This is a genomic window from Oribacterium asaccharolyticum ACB7, assembly GCF_000238075.1.
Classification (GTDB): Bacteria; Bacillota; Clostridia; order Lachnospirales; family Lachnospiraceae; genus Oribacterium; species Oribacterium asaccharolyticum.
The window spans coordinates 1-23,074 of record NZ_JH414507.1 but is presented as its reverse complement, the minus strand read 5'-3'; the positions used below and the strand labels follow the sequence as shown (position 1 = coordinate 23,074).

The following is a 23,074-nucleotide window of genomic DNA, read 5'->3' as shown; positions in this document are numbered from 1 at the left end:
TAAGAATGAAATAAAATAAAAAAGGAGAGAGCGATGTATAGCAGAGAGAAATTAAAAAAATTACGGGAAGCTAGGGGCCTAACACAATATGAATTGGCGAAAATTGCCGGAATCTCGGTAGTTACTCTTAATAAAATTGAATCATCAGACTTAGCCAAGCCTTTTTCAAAAACATTAGATAAAATTGCACAGGCATTGGGAGTAGGCATAGAGGAGCTAAGCGAGTCTGAAAGAAAGAGCAGTCCGGACGTATTTTCCGAAATCAATGCAGCCATATGCAGCAGAGCAAAGGTTATTGCGGATCTTATGGGAATAGATTCTTTTATGTTTGCTTACATCCAAAAGCAACTGGATATTTTTAGAAGAGATTTAGGCCATTTTTTTGGAATTTCGGATTCTATCTTATTGGAAGCGGTACTTTTTTCCGGAGCATCGTGGTCACGCCCCGGAAATACTACCCATGAAAGCCATTTTCCTGAAGTGCTGGGAGACTTACTGGCACTGCAGGGCATTTCCATTCCTGTAGATAGAAAGAATATTATTATAGATACGGAAGACAAAATTGAAGAATATGCCAAAGCAAGATGCGTGTACGGGATTTGTAACAGGGAGGGAGAGCTACTTAGAATAGGGGAAACAATAGATTTACCGCGCCGTTTTCACGAACATATTTCAAAACTAAAAAAGGAAGAATATCCTTCGATGAAGAAATATTTAAAAGGTACAGCGCAGTTCAGAATCGATTATCATTTTAAGTTATTGGCGCTTGAACCCGAAAAGTTAAGTGGATTACAATCAGCTACATGGAGATATTATGCGGAAACAAAACTGATTCTGGAAGAAAAAACATATTTAAAGGGGAATAGTTATAATGGAAAAGCAATTGTTACCGGAGATACTCTAATTCCGGAACATGTGCAGAAAGAAATGATTAAATATTATCACAATATTGAATTATAATTCTTAATGAGTATCGCTCGCGGAGAGGGCGGTATCTTGTTATGAATAAAAACTGTATTTATGTCAATTATGGATTTACCTATAAGGTAAATCCATAATTGACATAAATGTGTACAGATAGTAATATAGATTTACCTATAAGGTAAATTACAAGGAAGAGGTGATGCCTTGGAAGTTACGTACAAAACAAATAAAATAAAGAAAGTTTGTACGGATGCAAAAGTTTCAGACCGAACTTATGGAAATGAAATGTCTGAAAAAATACAGATGCGTATTGCTGAAATAGAAGCTGTAGACACAGTGGAAGAGATGATTAAATTTCATATTGGTAGGTGTCACCCATTGACGAATAACCGTAAAGGGCAATATGCAGTTGATTTAGTTCATCCGTATAGAATGGTATTTGAAAAACATGGTAATAAGATACAGGTAGCTCATATTATGGAGATAGTGGATTACCATTAGAAAAGTGAAATGAAATAGGGGGTAGCACTATGGTGAGAAGTCGTAGCATTATTGCAACACCGCCCGGAGCGACGATAAAAGAGCAGCTTAAGGACAGAGGAATGAGTCAAAAAGAGTTTGCTGCGAGAATGGATATGTCTGAAAAACATATCAGTAAGCTAATAAATGGAGAAGTACAGTTAACTCCGGAGGTAGCTGTTAGATTGGAGATGGTACTTGGAGTACCTGCAAAGTTTTGGAATAATTTAGAGGGGATATATAGGGAAAAATTAATCAAAGCAGAAGCGGAAAATGCTATGGATAAGGATGAAGAGATAGCTAAAAAACTGCCTTATAATGAGATGGCTAAATATGGATGGGTTCCTGAAACGAGAGTATTAAAGGAAAAAGTAGTGCATCTTAGAAAATATTTTGAGCTTGTGGAACTTTCACTACTGGAGAATATTCAGATAACAAGAATTGCATGCAGAAGGTTGGCTGTGACAGAAAAGAGTGATCTAGCCTTACTGGCTTGGGCACAAGAAGCAAGGATAAAGGCCAGAGAAATCGAAACCGCCCCCATCAATGTTAAGGGCTTAATGAATATTATTCCGAAAATTAGATTGATGACAGTCATGAAAGCGAAAGAGTTCAGCCCGAAGCTTAAAAGTATGCTTGCTGAGTGTGGAATTGCACTTGTTTTTTTGCCACATTTGCAAGGCTCATTTTTACAGGGAGCCTCCTTTATAGACGGAAATAAGATTGTTGTAGGATTAACTACACGAGGCAAGGATGCGGATAAGTTCTGGTTCAGTCTATTTCATGAATTAGCACATATCGTATTAGGACACATAGGTCAAATGAATGGAACTTCAGAGGATGATGAGCAAGCCGCAAATTCTTGGTCCGGAGACACATTAATCCCGGGCAATGATTTTGCTGAATTTGTTGACCGTAAGAGCTTTTCCGCATCAAGTATACGTGCGTTCGCTGAGAAGCAAGGCATTGCACCCGGGATTGTGGTTGGAAGATTACAAAAAGAAGGATGCATTAAGCATAGTGCCTTAAATGAATTAAAGGATCATTATGAAATCGTTGTATAGTTTTTAAGAGAAGGCTATAACATTCCTTCTCGGGATTATACTAAAATACTATTGTCGGGTATGGTGGAAGAAAATAGGTATGCTGAGGGAAATATGACAACAACAAAACTCTGGAATCGAAATTTCAGCTTAGTGATTCTTGCGTCTACGATGGGAACGATCGGGGGCATTGCAGGAGGTTTTGCACTGGCGTTCCTGGTTTTCGATGAAACCGGGAGCACTTTGGCATCCGCTCTGATTGTGGCAATTCAGCTTCTTCCCTTCCTGTTTATCCCTATCGTCATTGCGCCTATTATGGATCGACTTCCGAGAAAGACTTTTCTGGTCATGGGAGATGTTGCCAATTCCTTTTTGATTTTCGGCATGGGACTATGGCTCTTGTTTTTTCACTTTTCCTACATCGGGTATCTCGCGCTGTCTTTGCTTCTGGCCTGTCTCGGATCGGTAGACGAGTTGGCGTTTACCAGTATTTATCCGGAATTAATCCCGAAAGGCGCGGAGCAAAAGGGCTACGCGGTATCTTCCATGCTTTATCCGGTTTTAACGGTGATTATGACCCCGTTTGCCGCAGTGCTTTTGGACACATTCGGTGTGGCATGGATTCTGATTGCGCAGGGCGGATTATCGCTTCTTGCCGCCATCACGGAGAGCTTTATTCGTTTGGATGAAACGGAACGACATAATTCTGCGCCCTATTCTCTTAAGGCATGGGCCTCGGACGTACGGGAGGCGGTACAGTATTTAAAGAAAGAACGCGGTCTTTTAGGTCTTTATGAATATATGGCGGTGAGCAATGGTGTTGACACCGGATATTCTCCCCTTCTCATCGCTTTTTTCCGTACTTTTCCGGGATTCACGGCGGCAATGTATGCCGCATTTTCCGTGGTGGAGTTTATAGGAAGGTCAATCGGCAGTGCATTACAATATCGAATTAAAATTCCGGATAAGAAGAAGTTCGGTTTCGTGTTTTTTGTCTATCAAACATATTCCGCGATGGACATGTGTTTGCTCTGGCTTCCTTATCCTTTGATGCTTTTAAACAGAGGAATTTGCGGCTTTCTCGGGAGTAACAGCGCCATCATAAGAAACGCAGCCGTGCAGACTTATATTCCGGAGAGACTCCGGTCTCGAGTCAATGCTTTCCAGGGGGTTCTGGTTACAGCCGGATGCAGTGTGTTTTCTTTAATGATGGGCTTTCTTGGAGAGATACTGGATTATCGATGGTGCGTTACGATTGGCGGAACAATTACCCTGCTATCCGGTTTTATTCTGATTTTGGGAAGGCAGAAAGCGCTTCGCAGGATCTATGAACCGGGGGAGGAAAGAAGTATATCTTAACCATGAAAATTCCTTTTGAACTGCTTAGCGGGATTATCCTGATAGATTTTACAATTTTTGGAGTTTCATCATCATATCCCTTCGAGAAAGATTTTTTTGATTTATGCAGATTTAAAATAAATAGCTGTTTTTATAGAAAGAATCAATTTCTATCCTATCCATCATAGGCGTATACTTTCCCCGTTACAGTTTGAAAAGAGTGGCTTAAGGAGGAAAAAATGAAAAAAAGCTTAAAATTGCTGTTGCTCTTGGGAACAGTAGGAATGCTGATGGCTGCTTGCGGAAATAAGGCTGCAAGCAATGTAGAAACAAGTGCAAAGGGCACAGAGAAGAGCACAGAATCTGTTGCCGCAACGGAGAAGAGCTCTGAGAAGGAGACGGAAAAGGCAGAGGTTTCCGAAAAGAAGGTGGTTGAGGGGGCAGTAAACAATACCATTGACTTATCCAAGTACGAAAAAGGAAAGAAGGTTCGCCTTTGGATTCCTGTTCCGCAAAGCAGTGAGTATCAGACTGTTGAGGACGTAAAGTATGATGCAGGAAAGGCTAAGGCGGAAATGAACACGGACGACTGGGGCAATAAGATGCTCTACGTGGAATGGGATGAAAATGCCGAGCCTGCCGACAGAGTGGTAAAGCTGGATTTACAGGTAAAGAGAGAAGAAATCGTCAGTCCTGAATTAAAGGAGGATGAAAAGGCGGAGATTCCTGCGGATGTAAAGAAGTATTTAGAGCCTTCCAAGAACCTTCCCTTGAATGATCAGGTGAAGAATAAGGCTGCAGAAGTTACCGAAGGAAAGACCACAGATTTAGAGAAGGCCAGAGCAATCTATGACTGGGTTATTGCCAATATGAATCGAGATGAAAGTGTAAAAGGTTGTGGTGAAGGAGATGTTTGTGCTCTTTTAGATACCACCATGACCGGAAAATGTACCGACATTAACTCTATGTTCGTAGCCCTTTGTCGTGCATCCGGAATTCCTGCCAGAGAGCATTTCGGAATCCGTATCAATGCAGAGGATATTACCAAGAATCAGCACTGCTGGGCAGAGTTTTATTTAAAGGGAACCGGTTGGGTTTCCGCAGATCCCGCCGATGTGTTGAAGGCTGTTTTAAAGAATAATTGGACAAAGGATCAGACAGAAACCAAGGAGAAGCAGGAATATTACTTTGGCAACTGCGATGCAGAGCGCATGATTTTGTCCGATGGAAGAGATCTTACCTTGAATCCTGCACAGGATGGAGAGCCTTTAAATGATTTCGGTTATCCATACGCAGAGGTTGACGGAGTAAAGCTCGATAACTACACTCCGGATCAATTCGTTTATACCTACAGCTTTACGAAGAAGGCTTAATCGGAAAAGAAGAATACTTTGCAGTAACTATTCTGCATTACCATTTACATACGAGAAAAGCACCTTGCATGATGCAGGGTGTCTTTTTTCGTGTCTCTTTGTATCTCCTGTAGCATAAAGGGTGAAAGTCCCTAATTTGCCATGATAGTGGCAAGGGTATAGATGAAGATAACTGCGCATAATCATAAAATTATAAAATATTATACTTGCGCATAATCAAAAATTCCAATATAATGCGCGTATAATCAAAGAAATGCCATATATAAACATTGCGCATAATCAAAAAATCCACCCAATGAGGTAGATTGTAACTGCGAGGAGAATCGGATGATTTTAAAAAGAAAAATCTATAGCAAATTATTGGAGTGGAAAAATGGCTGCGGTGGAACAAAAGCGATAATGCTGGAGGGAGCCAGGCGTATTGGCAAATCTACAATTGTTGAGGCATTTGCAAGGAAAGAATATGAGTCATATATTCTTATAGATTTTGCAAAGAAGGATAAGGTTGTAGAAGAATACTTTAGTCAATACCTGAATACGCTTGATGATTTATTTATGCTGCTTAGTACCTACTATGGGGTTAATCTTGTTACAAGAAAATCTGTGCTGATTTTTGATGAAGTACAGATGTTTCCACAAGCAAGAGCCGCAATAAAGTATCTTGTTGCTGATGGCAGATACGATTATATAGAAACCGGTTCACTGATATCCATTAAGGAAAATGTTAAGGATATTGTAATCCCCTCAGAGGAGAGAAGCATTACCATGTATCCGCTTGATTTTGAGGAATTTGCCTGGGCGCTGGGAGAAGAACAGCTTTTAAATTATATAAAAAGATGTTTTGAAAAGCGGGAGCCTTTGGAAAGAGGCATGCATAATAAGGCTATGATGCTTTTTAAGCAGTATATGCTAGTGGGTGGTATGCCAAAACCGCTTATCATTTACATTGAAAATAAAAAAAACTTCAGTTTAGTGGATGCTGAAAAACGGGATATTTTGAAATTGTATCGTAATGATATTATGAAGATTAAGGCACAGTATCGTGGCAAAGTTTTGGCGATTTTTGATCAAATACCCGGATTATTGTCACAGCATGAGAAACGTGTCGTATTCAAAAATATACAGGAAGGCAGTTATGCGGATCGATATAGTGAAACTTTTTTTTGGCTGTCTGATTCTATGATTTCAAACGAGTGTTTTTTGTGTAATGATCCCAATGTTGGCCTCTCAATCAATGAAGAACGAACTTATGTAAAGTGCTATATGGGGGATACAGGACTTTTGCTCAGTCATGCATTTGATGAAAACGAGTTGTTAGAGAGTGAAGTATATGCACAGATTCTAAATGATAAACTATCTATTAATGAGGGAATGTTATATGAGAACGTCATAGCGCAGATGCTTGTGGCAAATGGACATAAATTGTACTTTTATACTCACTATTCACGCGAAAAACACCGTAATGACATAGAAATTGATTTTATTATATCCAATAACAGTAAGCTGAAGTATAAAATGTATCCTATAGAGGTTAAATCAGGGAGAAAATACACCACAGCTTCACTGAATAGATTTAACGAAAAATATAAAGCAAGAATAGGGGAGAGTTATATTATCCATCCTAGAAATCTTGTAGTGAAAGATAGAATAGTGTGTATACCTGCATATATGACCTTCTGTTTATAAAAGTCAGATAAGTTACGTTCCGATAGAAAAGGAGCCTGTCCGCTGAGAATATTTTGAAATCACAGACAATTATATTAAGTGCAGAATTCCCTATAATAAAAATGTATTGGAGATGAGCAGGCAAAGTGTCGGTATAAGTGTCGGTACAAATGTGGTATAAATAAAACAGAAAAAGCTGTACTGGAAATATTGATAAGTAATCCGAAAAAAACGGCTGAGGAGATGGCTATAAAAATAGAATCCACGGTATTTTAGGAGGAAAAACACTATGCTAAAAATCTGTTTCGTCTGCCATGGCAATATCTGCCGAAGCCCCATGGCGGAATTTATCTTTAAAAGAATCGTGGAGGAGAATGGAAGAACAGAAGATTTTCAAGTATCTTCCAAAGCCACTTCTTCGGAAGAAATCTATCGCGGGCAGGGAAATCCGGTCTATCCGCCGGTTCGGGAAATTCTGGAAGGGCTGGGAATAGACTGTAGTAAAAAAAGAGCCTGCCAATTACAGAAAGAGGACTACGAAAAATACGATTTTTTCATCGGAATGGATGAGCGGAATCGGGAGAATATAAAACGCATTTTCGGAGGCGACCCGGAAAAGAAAGTTTCTCTTCTTGGAGATTATACCGGCCATCCTCATCCTATTGCAGACCCATGGTACAGCGGAGAATTCCAAGCCTGCTATGAAGATATTGTAGAGGGCTGTGAGGGACTTTTTGAAAAAATAAAAGTGGAGTAATATGGAAAAAGAAAAGCGCAAGAAAAACGCAAAATAAAAGTGAAAAAGAAAAGCGCAAAAAAGCCTAAAAGAAAAGTGCAACAGAGGAGGGATTTTCAATGGAAAATAATCGGATTCATAATGAGAAGCAGGAGGAAAGTCGGCGCTATCTGATTGTGGTAGATATGCAAAAGGACTTTATTGACGGTTCTCTCGGTACGGAAGAGGCACAGGGGATTGTAGAAAAAGTTAAAGAGAAGATTCTTTCCTATCCGAAGGACAGGGTCTATGCCACCTTGGACACGCATGGAGAGGACTACTTATCCACGCAGGAGGGGAAAATGCTACCTGTGCCTCACTGTATCAAAGGGACAGAAGGCTGGGGACTGCATCCTATGCTTAAAGATCTCATTCTTCCGGATCATTTCTTTGAAAAAGGGAGTTTTGGAAGCCTTCGCTTAGCAGAATCCATGCGGGAACTTTTCAGGCAGCAGGATAATATAGAGGGGGCTTCTATAGAACTTGTCGGCTTATGCACGGATATTTGCGTAGTATCGAATGCTCTTTTATTGAAAGCTTTTCTTCCGGAGCTTCCTATTTCCGTGGACAGCAGCTGTTGTGCGGGCGTGACAAGGGAGAAGCATTTGGCAGCGCTGGAAACGCTGCGTTCTTGTCAGGTAGAGGTTCGTTAAGGAGAAAATACGGATAGTACTTGTACGGCGTATTAAATTAATCATAAGGAAGGATAAATTTTTTTAAAATAGAAAATCCAAATAGATAACTCAATCTATAAGAATAAGCAAATATACAGGGAAAAAGGCCGGAGTTATAATCAATAAAGATAACTAATATCAAAATGGAGGTACAACGATGTCGATTTATTGTGAGGCTAGAAATTTTGCAGAGAAATTCATTGATCCCTGTAGCAAAAAGGTAGATGAAGAAGGAGTATTTCCTGTAGAAGCGTTTGCGGAGATTAAAAAATCGGATTTTTTAACTCTGCTCATTCCTAAGGAGCAGGGAGGCTTAGGCTTGGGAATTCAGGAGCATGTGGAAGTTTGTCGCGCTTTTGCCAAAAGTGATGCGACAACCGGACTATGCTATATGATGCATAATGTGGCTTTGATAGTGGTTTTGTCTCGAGGAAGTGAAGAGATGAAGAAGAGAATTGTCAAAGAAGTGGTAGAAGAGAGAAAGCTTCTGGCTCTGGCATACAGTGAGCTGGGAACAGGAACCCATTTCTATATTTCCGATTTGAAGGCGGAAAATGATGGAGACAAGAAACTCCTAAGCGGTGTAAAGAGCATGGTTACCTCTGCAGGGCAGGCTTCCTATTATCTGGTATTAGCGCCCTCCGATGTGGAAGGAGCTATTGATAACTGGTTAGTTCCGCTCGAGACTCCGGGGCTTAAGTTTGAACAGAACACCTGGCATGGTCTTGGGATGAGAGGAAATGTTTCCTGCCAGATGCATTTGAATAAGGCAGAGGTTTCTGTAAGCAATCGAATCGGTGAAGAGGGTGCAGGACAGGAACATGTATTTAATGTTGTAGCACCTTACTTTATTGCAGGACTTGCAGGAGTCTATTCCGGACTTGGTGAGCACATGTTAGAGGAAACCGTTGCGCATGCAAAAGAAAGAAAATACACTTCCGGAACTTCCCTGGCAGAAATCGAAACCGTTCAGATTCACCTTGCGAAGATGTACAATCTGGTGAATTCCTCCGTTTGCGCGGCAAAGGAAGCGACCCGAAGTGCTGCAGCAGGGGAAGAGGATGCTTTGGCAAAGATTTTGTCCGCTCGTATCATTGCCTGCGAAATGGTTATTGAAGCCGGAAGACTGGGCATGAGAGTTGGAGGCGGAAAGGCTTATAATAAGGCCGGCAGCATGGAAAGACTCTTAAGAGATGCCTATGCCGGACAGATTATGGCTCCCAGTGCAGACGTGCTTACCGTTTGGCTTGGAAAAGCCATTACAGGCTTGCCTCTAGTATAAGCTTTTAAAGCTTTAAGAAAGGGAGAGAGGAACGCCAACTCTTCCTTTCTTTGATTCATAACGAGTATCGCTCGCAAAGCGTGCGGTATCTCGTTATTTCAAGAAGAAACAGGAGGAAAAGACTTTTTGCTTTGGCTTAGTCTCAATACTCTACTGTACTTTGATTATTTGCGGGATGATATAAAGAAAAGAGGATAAAATGGAAAAGATAAAGTTAGGGGCAGTTATTTACGCGCCAAAGGTAACCGTTATTTGGGGAATCATTCAGGAGTTTTTCGAGAAGGAAAATTGCCCGATAGAGCCGGTTTTTTATAAGGATTACAAGAGTCAGGTGGACGGACTGATGAATGGAGAAATCGACATTGCTTGGAATTCCCCTCTGGCTTGGCTGGATAGTTTTATACGGACGAAGGGAGAATGCTTAAACGGCTCCATGCGTGATACGGATCAGGATCGTAAAAGCTACCTGGTGGTAAGAAAGGACAAGGGCTATCAGACTATTTCGGATATCAAGGGAAAGACTATCGGATTTGGCGCCTATGACTCTCCTCAGGCACGTTTGATTCCCATTTATCATCTGCATAAGAATGGATTGGAGTTTGAAAAGGACTATACGGAAAAGCGCTTTGATATCGGTCTTGGCCTCCATGGAGACCATGTGGGAGGAGAGCTGGATGCGGCAAAGGCTATGCTTTCCGGTGAAGTAGACGGAAGCTGGATGCTGGATTTAAACTACAAGGCTTGGATTTTAGACGGAACCTTGGATGAAGCACAGGTGCAGATTTTATCCGAGACAGATTTCTTTGACCATTGCATTTTCACCGGAAGAGCGGATTTTTCTAAGGAAGCCTTTGCCCATTTTACAGAGGTTCTGCATAAAATGGATTACAAGAATCCCGCTCATAAGGAGATGATGGACATGGAAGGTTTGAAGGCTTGGGTACTGGGAAGAACCAAGAATTTTGAGCAGATTAAGAAGGCTAATGAGTACCTGCATTTTTTTGAGAAGGAGAATGCATGAGTAAGCATTTCCTCCCCTTTACCAGCTCCCTAATTGGGAGTATGCCAAGAACTAAGGAATTGCTTTCGGGAAAACGTCGCCTGCAAAACGGACAGCTTTCCCAAGAGGATTATGAGGCCATACTTCTCAGAGAAACGGAAGAAGTGATTCGTTTGCAGGAAAGAAACGGAGTAGACATTCTTACCGGGGGAGAGTTAAGCCGGGACAATTACGTTTCCTTTGTGGCGGAAAAGCTGGAAGGTGCTACCATGATGAGCATGGCGGACATGCTGCCTTACATGGAGGATAAGCAGGGTTTTGAAGAAATTCTGGATACCCTGGATGTACCCGCAGTCAGCATTAAAAATGCCATTTGTACCGGGAAAATACAAAAGGAAAGAAAGTCTTTTAAAAGAAGAAATCCTTAGAATCCGGCAGTTTTCGGATAAGGAGATCAAGGCGACTCTTCCCGGCCCTTACCTAATGACCCGTTCCATGTGGCTTCCGGCCCTTTCTTCCAAGGTCTATGACAGCAAAGAAGAGCTGGGGAAAGATGTAGTGGCTCTTTTAAAAGAAGAAATTGAAGAGCTTAGGCAAATGGGGGTATCGGTGATTCAGCTGGACGAGCCGGTGCTTACAGAGGTGGTCTTTAGCAAGGGGAAAACCAGATCCTTTATGTGTGCCGCCTTGTCAGAGAAGAAAGATCCTACAGAGGAATTGGAATTTGCCGCTTCTTTGTTGAAAGAAGTGGTAGATTTTATGAAGGAAAAGGAACTTTGCAGCGTTCTTCATGTTTGCAGAGGGAACTGGAGTAAGAATGAGGGAATTCTTTTAACAGGTTCCTACACACCTTTGGTTCCTTTATTTGCCAAGGTACTTCCTTCGGTTTTGGCCTTGGAATACTCCACGAAGAGGGCTGGAGACTTATCTTCCCTTTTGGAAAATGCTGCAATTCGTGAAAATTGTATTTTGGGCTTAGGGGTGATCAATCCAAGAATTGATGTAGTAGAATCCGGGGAAAGCATAGTACAACGGGCGGAGGAGGCATTGCAATATTTGCCAAAGGAAAGACTGTGGCTAAATCCGGACTGCGGCTTTGCTACCTTTGCCAATCGCCCTGTAAATGAATTTCCCTGTATTGAGGCCAAATTAAAGGAGTTGCACAGAGCCCAGGAATTTTTACGGAAAAAGTATTAGGAGGAAGCTTGTGGAAAGCCATGAATATGAAATGCACCATCAAGACTTACGCTATAGAGGGATTGTAAGGCAGGATGGTCGTGTTCAGGTCTATATGCAAAACCATTGTATAGATTCTTCTAAAGAAATGGAATTTGACAGCAAAAAAGATACCGATACCTCCGTGAATCTTTTCTGCGCAGGCTTGCTTTCCGGAATTCTTCATGGCATCTGCAGTTTTATGAAGAAGGAAGGGAATCCTCTGGAGGATGTGGAAGCAAAGGCGAGGGTGGTTTTAGACCACCCTCTATCTTACTTAGGGGTAAAGGGGTACGAGGAAACACCCAGAATCTCTAAAATCACCATCGACCTGTATTTCTATAGCTTTTTGGAAGAGGAAGAGGCGATAGAACGGTGTCGGGAGGCCTTAAAGAAGAACATTTTGTATCAAACAATTCTTCCGGCAATGGAGATAGAGCTTCGTTATCATGTTTCACTGTAATAAAATTTGAGGATAAAAATACGAGTAGAAGAGTAGAAAAGAGAACTTTCAGGATTTTCTTTGTGAACGAATTGCAAGCGAAAACCTGAAAGTCTTTTCTTGACAATAATACTTTAGCATGCTAATGTGTTATCACGCTAAACAGGAAAAAACAAAAAATCAAATTTATGTTGAAAGGAAACAAAGCGGCAAAACAACGTTTAAGGGAGGAGTAGAATGGCTATGTGGGGAAAAGTGAGTGGAAAAGGAAGCGGAAGTGGAAAAGGAAAATGGACGAGCGCATTGGCATTGGGAATCTTGGCTTTATCTGCCTTGGTTTTGACCGCCTGTGGTGGCAAAAAGGCGAAACAGGCGAGCAGTTTTACGGTAGGATTTGACCAGGAGTTTCCGCCCATGGGATTTGTGGCGGAGGACGGTAGCTACACCGGCTATGATTTGGAGCTTGCGGAGGAGGTGGCGAAGCGCCTGAACCTAAAGTTTGTGGCGAAACCGATTAACTGGGACGGAAAGGATCTGGAGCTGAACTCCGGAAATATAGACTGCATCTGGAACGGCTTCAGTATGAACGGAAGAGAAGAGAACTATACTTTTGTCGGCCCTTACATGGCAAACAAGCAGGTTTTTGTGGTAAAAGCGGACAGGAATATCAGCACCCTTTCCGACTTGGCCGGAAAAACGGTTGAGGTGCAGAAGGATTCTTCGGGTTTAGAGGCGTTAAGCCGTGAGGAAAATAAGAGCTTGAAGGACAGCTTTTCCTCTTTAGTGGAGGTGGGAGACTACCAAAGCGCCATGATGGATTTGGAAACCGGCGCCTGCGATGCCATTTGCATGGACTCCGTGGTGGCGGAGTATCAGATTAAAACGGCGAATAAGCCTTTTGTCTTGTTAAAGGACACCCTTTCCAAAGAGGAGTACGGAATCGGCTTTAAGAAAGGCAATACGGAGCTTGCGGAAAAAGTAAAGAAGACGCTTTTGGAAATGAAGGCGGACGGAACCGTAGATAAAATCACGGAGAAATGGTTCGGCGCAAAGGACAGTTTTGTTTTGGAGTAAAAAGACGAGGATCCCAATTTGCCCGGTAGACGGATTTGAACGATATATTGTAAGATACTAATTTAAAAAAACGGCCTCCTCGGAAGAGGAGGCATTTTACGGGAAACGGGAGCGGTCGAAATAGGGAGATACAGGGTAAGAGGGAGGAATGCAGATGGAGTGGTATGTGATTTTATCTAAACTTTTAGGAGGACTCGGCGTGAGCCTGAGCATCTTCCTGATTACGCTTCTCTTTTCCCTTCCGCTCGGGCTTCTCCTTTCTTTCGGCAGAATGAGCCGGAATCTGATTTTACAAAATGCCACCAAGGTTTATATTTCCATCATGCGCGGAACACCGCTTATGCTTCAGCTTTTTGTGGTGTACTACGGCCCCTATTACATTTTCAAAATCCAGCTCCACCCGGGCTACCGGATGATGGCGGTCTATATCGGTTTTGTTCTAAACTATGCAGGTTATTTTGCGGAGATTTATCGCTCCGGAATCCAGGCAATGGACAAGGGACAGCTGGAGGCAGCCGAAATCCTCGGCTATAGCAAGACGCAGGCTTTCCTCCGCATTATTTTTCCGCAGGTATGGAAAAATATCTTACCCTCCATTACGAATGAGGTGATTACGCTCGTAAAGGATACTTCACTGGCCTTTTCCATTTCGGTGATGGAAATGTTTACGACGGCGAAGGCGATTTCTTCTTCGCAAAGCTCCATGCTGCCTCTCATTATGGCGGGAATCTTGTACTATATCTTTAACTTTATCGTGGCCTTCCTTATGGAACGCTTCGAAAAGAAACTGGACTATTACAGTTAGTCATAGGAAAAACTGCGAAAGTAAAAAAGTCATTGCGAGCCGGGATTTGGCAAGTGTTTTGGGAAACACTGCCCAGGAAAGAGGATAGGAGAACTATGGCCATTTTGGAAATGAAGGGAATAAAAAAGCGCTTTTCCGGGGAGGAAATCTTAAAAGGCATCGACCTCAGTTGCAAGGAGGGAGAGGTGCTCAGTATTATCGGACCGTCCGGTTCCGGAAAATCCACCCTGCTTCGCATTGCGACTTTTTTGGAAAATGCGGATTCCGGAACAATTATCTATGACGGAAAGACGGTTTTCCAAAGAGAAGCACAGCCTGAGTCGCTTCGGAAAGGGGGAGATTCTATAGGCTGGGATACAGCAAACAGGCAGCAGGCTAAAGCGCTTTTCGGTTTGGTGTTCCAAAACTTTAATCTTTTTCCGCATTGGACGGTTTTGGAAAATATCATCGATCCCCTCATTCATGTGCAAAAGAAGGAGAAGTCCTTTGCAGTAGAGAAGGGGAGAGCTTTACTGGAGAGGATGGGACTTTCCGATAAGGAAGGACAATATCCCTGTTCACTTTCAGGAGGACAGAAGCAGAGGGTAGCGATTGCCAGAGCACTCGCCCTGGAACCGAAGATTCTCTTTTTCGATGAGCCGACCTCGGCACTTGACCCGGAGCTTACCGGAGAGGTTCTCCGCCTGATTCGGTCTTTAAAGGACGAACGCATGGCTATGGTGATTGTGACCCATGAAATGAACTTTGCCAGGGAGATTTCGGATGAAGTGCTATTCATGGCAGAGGGAGAAGTCCTTTGCCGAGGCAGCTCGGAAGCGGTATTCACGGCGGAAAATGAGCGTCTGCAGAGCTTTTTGGGGAAAATTCAAATGAGCTGATTAAGCGCAATGTGGGACAATAATAACTCTTTATGCCAAGGAATGGCTCTTCCGGTGGGAGAAAGTATTAAAAAATAGCGTAAAAAACAAAGAATAAGTTCCAAAAAAATACAAAGTAAGAAAAGCGTAACTTTTTATTTATCTTTCTCGAAAAATCGAGGAAAACAGAAGATAAAAAAGAGCTTGGCAATGTGTAAAAGTGTAATTCTTGTGGATAAGTCAAAGATTTTTTTCTGATTCCGGAAAAATTTTACCGACTTATCCACATTTTTCTTATAAAAAAGAAAAATAGACCCTATTCAGAAAGTTAAAAATTAAGAATTCAACATTGTTTTTCAGACATATACCTATTTGCAGGGGAATCGGCTCCGATATACCATCTTGCAAGCTTGATTTCCAATCTGTTTTATCTTCTTCAAATTCATTTTTGATGCTAGAATGGTAACAGATAATTGGAAGTTTGTCTTTTTGGGGTCGAAGACGGTGAAATCGTAGCAGGGGAAAATGAAATGAACTGGAAAAATCTATGGAATAAAAAGTATGCATTACTTGTTTTTTATATTTTACTTGCAGCATTTTTGTATCATATCGGTATTCAGATTTTAGACCATTTTTCGGGCGTGGGAGAAAATCTGCAAAATATGTTTTCTTGGTTGCCGCAGGTCATGTCGCCTTTGTTTTTCGGATTTGCCCTTGCGTATTTATTGAGTCCTCTCTGTCATTTTTTCGAGAAGATACTGGAGAAAAATAAGTTTTTAGCGAAAAGGCGGACAATTGCCCGCAATCTCTCTATTTTTTTGAGTTTCTCCTTGCTGCTTATCGGTATTGTCATTCTGGCGTCCCTTCTTCTTTCTACTGTAAGCAAAAGCATTCAACTTGTACGCTTTGATGACTTATTTCAGGGCATTATTGACTTTGCGACAACGGTGGAAAAGTTTTATTCCGATCTGTACAGCAGACTGGATAACCTTCCGATAGGGGAAGAAGATGCCAAGGAAGCCATACAACTTTTTCTGCAGAAGGTCGTATCTTTTTTCCAAAATATGGGAAATGGCGCACTTTCCTCTTTGGGAAATTTGGGAGGAGTCTTGAGCACTTTGCTGTTTGGAATTATTTTCTCGCTCTATTTTCTTGCGGACGGAAGGAAGATTTTAAGTTATTGGGGAAGAGTATTTTCTTTGCTTTTCGGAAAGGAAAAAGTGGAGAAGTTGAGTCTCTTTTTCAAGGATGCCGACCGGGTTTTTGCCGGCTATCTCCGCGGACAAATTATTGACGGATTTATCATGGCTGTACTGGTCAGCATTACCTTAAGTCTTTTAGGAGTTCGTTACGCCTTAGTCATCGGGGTGCTCACGGGATTTGGCAATCTGATTCCGTATATGGGTCCGTTTATTGCCTACGGTCTGACAATTTTGGTCTGTGTCCTCTATGGAGAATTTGCGAAGCTTCCGCCTGCGGTGATTGCCCTCTTTATCATTCAGACACTGGATGGAAATTTCATCAATCCGAGGCTTCTTTCCCATAACATTGATGTTCATCCGCTTGTCGTGATGATTTCCTTAATCATAGGAGGCAGCCTCGGAGGATTCCTGGGAATCTTCCTGGCTGCCCCTGTGGCCAGTCTTATTAAGCTGGAACTCGACAAATATATGGAAAAGAAAGCGGCTATAAAGTCTCCGGATGCTGAATGCCGGCCTTGATTTTCGCTGCAACTTCCTTTCCCTTAAGATGGGCAAGCAGTGCAAGAGAAAAATCGACGGCAACACCCATTCCGCGTCCGGTAATGAACTGCTCCGTATTTTCTACGGCAGCACCGGTCCATTTTGCACCGTCTACGCCGTCTATGCCCTCCTGGAATCCGGGAAAGCAGGTGAAGGGAAGACCGTTCAAGAAGCCCAAATGACCGAAGATACTCGGAGCCGCGCAGATTGCGGCAAGAAGCTTTCCTTTTTCTTTATGCACTTTTATTGCGGAAAGCAATTTTTGATTTTGCTCCAAATGCGTAACACCCGGCATTCCTCCGGGAAGAAAGAGGAGATCGGCTGTTTCAAAATCCGCTTCCTCTATCGTTTTATCGCAGACAACCGTGATTTTATGAGAACCGACAAGCGTTTTATTTTCCGTGATAGAGATAAGCTCCACATCGACAGATCCTCTTCGTAAAATATCTACGACGGTGAGACACTCAATTTCTTCCGTACCTTCCGCAAAAAATGCCAAAACCTTTGCCATAAAAAGCCTCCTTTTTTCAGTTCGTATAGCTTGTACTATACAACTTTTCGGGAGGCTTTAGAAGATTTCTGTAGAGGTGTTTCATTAAAAGCAAGATATTAAAAGCAAAGGAGCGTTGCAAAAAGGAGATAGCTCTTTCTTTAAAAGGAAAGCTTTCTTAAATTTTGTCCGCTGTAGAAACTCTCTATTACGGAACTTATTTTTTCGGATACTTCCGTACGGATATAGGGAGATTTTATACCTTCCATAATCGCCTTAGAGAAGGCCAGTAATTGAAGGCGAATTCCCTCTCCTTCCAAGGGATAGAAGTATCTCCGGTTTTCATTGGGGTCTTCAAAACGAAGCTCAAAATAATCGGTCTTCCACCACGGAGCGGGCACGTAGATATAGCCTTCCGTACCGGAGATGATGAGTTCCCCTTCGGACTTTACACCGCGCCCCACCTTGATAGAGGCGGTTGCATTTTGAAAGAAAAAGTCAATTTTTGTGAAGCTGTCGTATTTCAGCGTCTCATTTTCAAATAAAGAGTACATCTGCGTTTCATAAGGGCCCTGTAACAACTGAAAAATGGGAAGCATGGCTGTCGGACCCCAGGCACAGATACTGTTCCAGGAGGTTTCCAAATTCTTATTATTGAAATTCTGCAAGCTGGTACAGGTCGCGTCAACGGATACCACTTTGCCGATTTTCCCTGTTTTTACCAGAAGAATCAGGCGATTATAGGCATTGGAATAAGCGGTTTTGATGGCTTCCATCAGAATCAGGTTTTTCTTCTCTGCCAGAGCAAAAAGTTCTTTGGTTTCTTCGAGCGTTAAGGCGATCGGAGATTCACAGAGCACATGTTTTCCTCTTTCCAGGGCATGCTTAATCTCCCGATAATGCTTTGTGGGATGGGAGAGAATATAGACACAGTCACAATCCTCTAAGAAATCCTCATAATCCTGCAGGTTGACATCCGTACTCTTACTGGAATTAAAAAGAGTGGTGACGGTAATGCCGTTTACAAAACTGCTTTCCTGAAAATATTTATTCAGAACATTTTCCTCGAAACCTCCCAGGAGTCCTAAATTCAGCTTTCTGTCTTCTGCACGAAGCTCACTGCTGGAGATGCCGGTGGTTCGCGGCAAATAAATCACGGTACAATATTCTTTCAGGTAGTCAAAATAGCCTTCCCAATCGGAACCGACGGTAAAAATAGACACGCCGTATTTCTGAATATCGTCAATCTTTTGCCCCTCGTATTCTTCTACGATGATTTCATCCGCTAAGCCCGTTTTTTTAATTCCCTCAATTCGTTCAGTAAGGGATTGCTTTACGTTGATTTTTCCTCTGCTGCGATCAAAGTCATCGGAGGTCACCCCTACAATGAGGTAATCTCCCAAAGCCTTTGCCCTTTCCAGTAAACGTATATGACCTTCGTGCAGTAAATCATAGGTGCCATAGGTAATCACTTTGATCATGAAAGTTTCTTCTCCTTTTCAAGACAGCGGTTTAAAGTGTCTTGCTATCCAATTCCAACAGAGCCTTCATAAAGCGCTCCATATATTTCTTTTCGCCGATTGTTACACGAAGGCAAGTCCCGAGTTTTCCGATAGCGGGATAGCTTTTGATCAGGATGCCGTAGTTTTCTTTCATTTTCTTGACTATTTCTTCTGCGTCTCTCCTCGGTTTGATAAATAGGAAGTTTCCGGCTTCTCCTTTATAAGGATAATGTTGCTCCTCCAAAGCTTGCAAAAGATAAGCTCGCCCTTCCTCAAAATGAGAAATCAAATCGGAAAGAATCTTGGGATTTTCCAGAATTTCTTCCGCAAATTTCATGGCAAAGGCATTGGTGTTATGAGGGGTACAGAATTTTTGCACATACTGAATATCCTCGGGGTGTCCGGCTACATAACCGAGTCTGCAACCCGCGAGAGAAAACAACTTGGAGAAAGTTCGAGTGACAAAGACTCTCCGCTCTGTTAAGGCATAGTGTATAAAAGTGTTCGGATAGAAGTAGTGATAGGCCTCATCAATCAATACCGTAATCTCTTTCTCCTTGCAGGCTTTGAGAATCGCTTGAAACTCCTCTTCCGTGTAAACATTTCCCATGGGGTTATTCGGGTTTAGAAGAATTAAAAGTTCGGTTTCCGCGGTAAGATGCTCCAAAATGTGAGAAACGGGCATTTCCAGGTCCTCGGTATAAGGGACAGGAACAAAATTTCTGCCATACATTTCCGCATAAACCTGGAACATGAAATAAGAAGGCACAACGCCGACAATCCTTCCGCCTTTCGAAGTGAAGGCTTGGATAATATAACGGATTCCTTCCGAGGAACCGTTTACCAGACAAAGATGGTGAATATCCGTTTTCAGATACTTGGCCAGGACTTCCGTAAAATGCAGGGTTTCCGGATATTGGGCAACAAACTGCGGCGTAATATCATCCAGAACTTTCCGGATAAATTCTTCCGGAAGACCGCCCGGATTTTCGTTTAAATCCAGTCTGAGGTAGTCCTTTCTTTCATTTTGATCAAAAATACGATGTAAGTTTTGAATATTCGGATCTAAGTGGTACATATTTTTCTCCTTTTTAAATGTTCCCATATTGCGTGAGAACCATAATGTTCTTCCTTCTCCGTCTTGTCAAACAAAGCACTTCCCAAAGGAAGAAGCTTTTCTTCCCAGTACCCTGCGTATTCTTTTCCGCATTCTTTTTCTAAGAGGCTTTGATAAAGCTTCATAATGGCATGAGACTGCAGGATTGCATAATCACAATGAACCAGGGCAGGCATCACCACGTAATTTTCCGCATTCACGATGGCTTTTCCGTCAGCTGGATCTTCCAAATCAATTTCAGAACTGACAAACCAGGGCAGGTAAATAAGTTGCCTTGTGTACTGCTTCAGATTTTTACTGAAAAATGCCGGGTCCACCATAAAACTTAAGTTATATTCATCGTAAGGTTCATCCATGAAAATGACATCCGGGGAAATGTCCTTTAGATTTAAACCTCTAAAATCCAGCAGGAAGGGACTGTCCGCACCCAGCTCATTTTCAAAAAGAGAATAATCCCATTGTGCGGGAGAGCAATTGCCGAGTCCATCTTTATAGAAGTAAGGGACAGGTAAGACAAAGCAGTCCACCGTCTTATCTTTACTTGCTTCTATAAATATTCCCCTCATAGCGTCCCAACGGGAATGCAGGCTCGGTAGGAAAAAAATACGCGGTTTTCGGAAGCCCGACCTGTCCTGCCGTTCCGGAGCGGACGATGGATGTTCTCTCTTTTTTAAATCCTCTTCCTTTATAGCATACTGGTAAAAAAGCTTTCCGCCAATCCCCTTCCTGTACTCTGCTTCCATCTTGCGATAGACGGGATAATCATGATCTCCGCCGCCTTTTTTTACGGTTTGATAGTTGTCATATTTTTCCGAAATGATTTTTTTATATTCTTTAGGCGCGGGAAGGGAGAGAAATTCAAAATCCAAATAGCACTCGTCCTGAAACCACTGTTCTTCAAAAATTCCCTTCCCCTGGCTTTGAAAGAGAATAAAATCCAGTAAGGAGGCGATTCTTTTCCCCTTATCCCGGTTAAATCTTTGGAAACACTCCTCTAAGAGCGAAAGAAGTGTTTCTCTATAATGGGGAGATTGCAAAAGCTTTACATGGCATGTTTTTTCCACCTTTCTTGCTTCCCGCTCCAAGACAGCTCTGTTTTCTCCTTCGAGAGAAGGGAAGGATGCCAAGATACATAAGGATTTCAGAAGTTCCATTCTCTTTCTTTCTTTTTCTTCATCGTCGGACAAATAATCATAAGGGAAAATATCCACCCCTGCGCCATAAAGATAATTATGGTATTTTCCAAGCGCATCGGAGGAAATCAGCATCCTATTGTGCTGTACGGAACTGATTAATTCACAATTGTTGTTCTCTTTTTGTATAGAACGGAAGCTCAGTTCTTCCGGAAGTTCTGCTTCTGCCACTTCTGCAAAAATTTCATAATCTTTTCGCATCATCATGATGTCGATGTCATCATCCCAGGGGATAAATCCCTTATGGCGGATAGCCCCCAAGAGATTTCCGTAGTCAATAAAATAGCGAAGCTTGTGCTTTTCACAAATCTTATCTATTTCCACTAAAATTTCCAGCTCCGCCGCCCATGCCCTCTTCATCATGGCGGGAATATAGAAACCCTCTCTGACTTCATCCCAAAAAAACTCTTTTGGAAATTCCATGTCAAATACTCCTTTTTTCTTCCCTAAGTTATATACCTCGCACGAAATGCATTGCATATATAATTACATGTAATGTATTGCATATATATTAGATGTAATGCATTGCATATTTCCTATTATATATAAATATATATTTCGGTAAAAAGAATTCCTTCATAATTTATTCAGTATAAACCGTAGAAGACATATTTTGCGAGTGAAAAGTATTTTTAATAAAATAGTAGTATTTTTAATAAAATAGTAGTTCAAAGCAAAAATTAAAAATTAATATTTGTTGCAATGCACAGGACTATTGCGATAAAATCAAAATAGTTAATCTTGAACGTGAATCAGTTGAAATGGAGGAAGAAAAATGAAAAAAATACTTTCTGTCTTATTATCCTGTTTTGTGCTTTTATTTCCTATTTGCAGTCAGGCTTCCGGTTGGCAAGGCAATGCGGAACAAGGTTGGTGGTACGGAACCAATGAAGAGAACAGTACATGGTATCAAGGCGGATGGTACTGGATAGACGGAAATAACGACGGCATCGCAGAATGCTATTATTTTACGGACAGCGGCTATCTGGTAGTTGGCGGAAAAACACCGGACGGATCTCTTGTTAACTCTTCCGGGGCTTGGATTGTAAATGATGTTGTGCAGACAAAGTCGGTGGGGCTTGAAAACAAGACAACAGCCCGGAATAATACGCAAGCGCAAAAAAATACCGAAAGCAATACGAACGGAGAACCCAAAGTAACGAATCCTACAGAGTACAGTTATATTGGAAATAAAAATACACACAAGTTTCATAAGCCCTCTTGCAGGAGCGTAAAACAAATGAAGGAATCCAATAAGGTGGCTATTGTCAGCAGGGAAGATGCTGTACGAAAAGGCTATCAGCCCTGTGCAATTTGCAACCCCTGAATGAGCTGAAGGAAAAACCGTATTTTGCTTCATTCCGGATTAAAACTCTAAATATAGATAAGGCAGAATCAATATCTTGTAGCTATCAAAATAAGCAAGATTTTTTTCAAAAATAATCCCTTTTTCTTGTTGACAAGGAAGAATACGGGTGCTAAGATACACAAGCTGTCGCTCCAAATGAGAGGCAACAAGTACCTTGAAAATCAAAGATCGAATAATACACAGACCCTGAAGATTCTTGAAAAAAGTTCTTCTTAAGAAGAACAAAAAGCCGGAGTTCCGGCAGAGAAAATTCAGAAGCACAGAAATGTGCAGCGAAAATAAACTTTAACAGTAATTAAGGAAAAACAAGCTAAGCGCGTTTTGACTTGGACTGAACTTTAACTGTCAGTGATGACAGTTCACATTTATTATGAGAGTTCGATCCTGGCTCAGGATGAACGCTGGCGGCGTGCCTAACACATGCAAGTCGAACGAGATGCGTATTGGAAAGCTTCGGCCGGAAGATGCGTTATCTAGTGGCGGACGGGTGAGTAACACGTGGGTAACCTGCCTTATGGAGGGGGATAACAGAGAGAAATCACTGCTAATACCGCATAAGCACACAGTACCGCATGGTAGAGTGTGAAAAGATTTATCGCCATAAGATGGACCCGCGTCTGATTAGCCAGTTGGCAGGGTAAAAGCCTACCAAAGCAACGATCAGTAGCCGATCTG

General features: G+C 42.0%; 22 protein-coding genes and 1 rRNA gene. 19 read left to right on the top strand and 4 right to left on the bottom strand.

Annotated elements, in window-relative coordinates:
* Positions 1-33 precede the first annotated feature (33 nt).
* The 17 genes from HMPREF9624_RS10995 to HMPREF9624_RS10920 all read left to right on the top strand — a co-directional run bounded on the left by HMPREF9624_RS10995 (position 34) and on the right by HMPREF9624_RS10920 (position 16,707).
* Positions 34-960: a helix-turn-helix domain-containing protein gene (locus HMPREF9624_RS10995; protein WP_009537811.1), complete on the top strand. Its 927-nt coding sequence runs from the start codon at positions 34-36 to the stop codon at positions 958-960.
* Positions 961-1,128: 168 nt separating this feature from the next.
* Positions 1,129-1,425, top strand: a complete 297-nt coding sequence (locus tag HMPREF9624_RS10990) for a type II toxin-antitoxin system RelE/ParE family toxin (RefSeq protein WP_009537810.1) — start codon at positions 1,129-1,131, stop codon at positions 1,423-1,425.
* A gap of 29 nt (positions 1,426-1,454) precedes the next feature.
* Positions 1,455-2,507, top strand: a complete 1,053-nt coding sequence (locus HMPREF9624_RS10985) for a HigA family addiction module antitoxin (protein ID WP_009537809.1) — start codon at positions 1,455-1,457, stop codon at positions 2,505-2,507.
* 93 nt (positions 2,508-2,600) lie between these two features.
* On the top strand, positions 2,601-3,845 hold the full coding sequence (locus HMPREF9624_RS10980; RefSeq protein ID WP_009537808.1) for an MFS transporter: 1,245 nt from the start codon (positions 2,601-2,603) through the stop codon (positions 3,843-3,845).
* Positions 3,846-4,063: 218 nt separating this feature from the next.
* Positions 4,064-5,197, top strand: coding sequence for a transglutaminase-like domain-containing protein (locus tag HMPREF9624_RS10975; protein WP_009537807.1), 1,134 nt, complete (start codon positions 4,064-4,066; stop codon positions 5,195-5,197).
* A 327-nt stretch (positions 5,198-5,524) separates the two neighbouring features.
* Positions 5,525-6,883, top strand: coding sequence for an ATP-binding protein (locus HMPREF9624_RS10970; RefSeq protein WP_009537806.1), 1,359 nt, complete (start codon positions 5,525-5,527; stop codon positions 6,881-6,883).
* 268 nt (positions 6,884-7,151) lie between these two features.
* A complete protein-coding gene (locus tag HMPREF9624_RS10965) occupies positions 7,152-7,619 on the top strand; it encodes a low molecular weight protein-tyrosine-phosphatase (RefSeq protein WP_009537805.1) in 468 nt (155 codons plus the stop codon).
* Positions 7,620-7,717: 98 nt separating this feature from the next.
* On the top strand, positions 7,718-8,290 hold the full coding sequence (locus HMPREF9624_RS10960; protein ID WP_009537804.1) for a cysteine hydrolase family protein: 573 nt from the start codon (positions 7,718-7,720) through the stop codon (positions 8,288-8,290).
* Between the two features lie 178 nt (positions 8,291-8,468).
* A complete protein-coding gene (locus HMPREF9624_RS10955) occupies positions 8,469-9,593 on the top strand; it encodes an acyl-CoA dehydrogenase family protein (RefSeq protein WP_009537803.1) in 1,125 nt (374 codons plus the stop codon).
* A 199-nt stretch (positions 9,594-9,792) separates the two neighbouring features.
* Complete coding sequence (locus HMPREF9624_RS10950; RefSeq protein WP_009537802.1) at positions 9,793-10,614, top strand: phosphate/phosphite/phosphonate ABC transporter substrate-binding protein; 822 nt, start codon at positions 9,793-9,795, stop codon at positions 10,612-10,614.
* A complete protein-coding gene (locus HMPREF9624_RS12120) occupies positions 10,611-11,021 on the top strand; it encodes a uroporphyrinogen decarboxylase/cobalamine-independent methonine synthase family protein (protein WP_009537801.1) in 411 nt (136 codons plus the stop codon). The genes HMPREF9624_RS10950 and HMPREF9624_RS12120 overlap by 4 nt, the downstream gene beginning before the upstream one ends.
* Positions 10,960-11,790, top strand: coding sequence for a hypothetical protein (locus HMPREF9624_RS10945; RefSeq protein ID WP_009537800.1), 831 nt, complete (start codon positions 10,960-10,962; stop codon positions 11,788-11,790). Before HMPREF9624_RS12120 ends, HMPREF9624_RS10945 begins: the two co-directional genes overlap by 62 nt.
* 10 nt (positions 11,791-11,800) lie before the next feature.
* A complete protein-coding gene (locus tag HMPREF9624_RS10940) occupies positions 11,801-12,271 on the top strand; it encodes a hypothetical protein (protein ID WP_009537799.1) in 471 nt (156 codons plus the stop codon).
* Positions 12,272-12,493: 222 nt separating this feature from the next.
* Positions 12,494-13,324 carry an amino acid ABC transporter substrate-binding protein gene (locus HMPREF9624_RS10935; RefSeq protein WP_009537798.1) on the top strand — a complete coding sequence of 277 codons (831 nt, stop codon included), beginning with the start codon at positions 12,494-12,496 and terminating at the stop codon, positions 13,322-13,324.
* A 154-nt stretch (positions 13,325-13,478) separates the two neighbouring features.
* Complete coding sequence (locus HMPREF9624_RS10930; protein ID WP_009537797.1) at positions 13,479-14,129, top strand: amino acid ABC transporter permease; 651 nt, start codon at positions 13,479-13,481, stop codon at positions 14,127-14,129.
* A gap of 95 nt (positions 14,130-14,224) precedes the next feature.
* Entirely contained in the window at positions 14,225-15,007 is a 783-nt protein-coding gene (locus HMPREF9624_RS10925; protein WP_009537796.1) for an amino acid ABC transporter ATP-binding protein, read from the top strand.
* 509 nt (positions 15,008-15,516) lie between these two features.
* Positions 15,517-16,707, top strand: a complete 1,191-nt coding sequence (locus HMPREF9624_RS10920; RefSeq protein WP_009537795.1) for an AI-2E family transporter — start codon at positions 15,517-15,519, stop codon at positions 16,705-16,707.
* On the opposite strand, the gene HMPREF9624_RS10915 is transcribed toward HMPREF9624_RS10920, so the two are convergent.
* The 4 genes from HMPREF9624_RS10915 to HMPREF9624_RS10900 all read right to left on the bottom strand — a co-directional run bounded on the left by HMPREF9624_RS10915 (position 16,673) and on the right by HMPREF9624_RS10900 (position 21,453).
* Positions 16,673-17,239 (bottom strand): DJ-1 family glyoxalase III, encoded by a 567-nt coding sequence (locus HMPREF9624_RS10915; RefSeq protein WP_009537794.1) that lies wholly within the window; start codon positions 17,237-17,239, stop codon positions 16,673-16,675. The two genes, HMPREF9624_RS10920 and HMPREF9624_RS10915, sit on opposite strands and share 35 nt — an antisense overlap.
* A 140-nt stretch (positions 17,240-17,379) precedes the next feature.
* Positions 17,380-18,699 (bottom strand): Gfo/Idh/MocA family oxidoreductase, encoded by a 1,320-nt coding sequence (locus tag HMPREF9624_RS10910; protein ID WP_009537793.1) that lies wholly within the window; start codon positions 18,697-18,699, stop codon positions 17,380-17,382.
* Between the two features lie 31 nt (positions 18,700-18,730).
* Positions 18,731-19,798: a pyridoxal phosphate-dependent aminotransferase gene (locus HMPREF9624_RS10905; RefSeq protein ID WP_009537792.1), complete on the bottom strand. Its 1,068-nt coding sequence runs from the start codon at positions 19,796-19,798 to the stop codon at positions 18,731-18,733.
* On the bottom strand, positions 19,786-21,453 hold the full coding sequence (locus tag HMPREF9624_RS10900; RefSeq protein WP_009537791.1) for a LicD family protein: 1,668 nt from the start codon (positions 21,451-21,453) through the stop codon (positions 19,786-19,788). Before HMPREF9624_RS10900 ends, HMPREF9624_RS10905 begins: the two co-directional genes overlap by 13 nt.
* A gap of 352 nt (positions 21,454-21,805) precedes the next feature.
* Between HMPREF9624_RS10900 and HMPREF9624_RS10895 the strand changes: the two genes are divergently transcribed.
* Both HMPREF9624_RS10895 and HMPREF9624_RS10885 read left to right on the top strand, forming a co-directional pair.
* A complete protein-coding gene (locus HMPREF9624_RS10895) occupies positions 21,806-22,357 on the top strand; it encodes an Ada metal-binding domain-containing protein (RefSeq protein ID WP_009537790.1) in 552 nt (183 codons plus the stop codon).
* A 408-nt stretch (positions 22,358-22,765) separates the two neighbouring features.
* Positions 22,766-23,074, top strand: a 16S ribosomal RNA gene (locus HMPREF9624_RS10885); the annotation flags it as partial.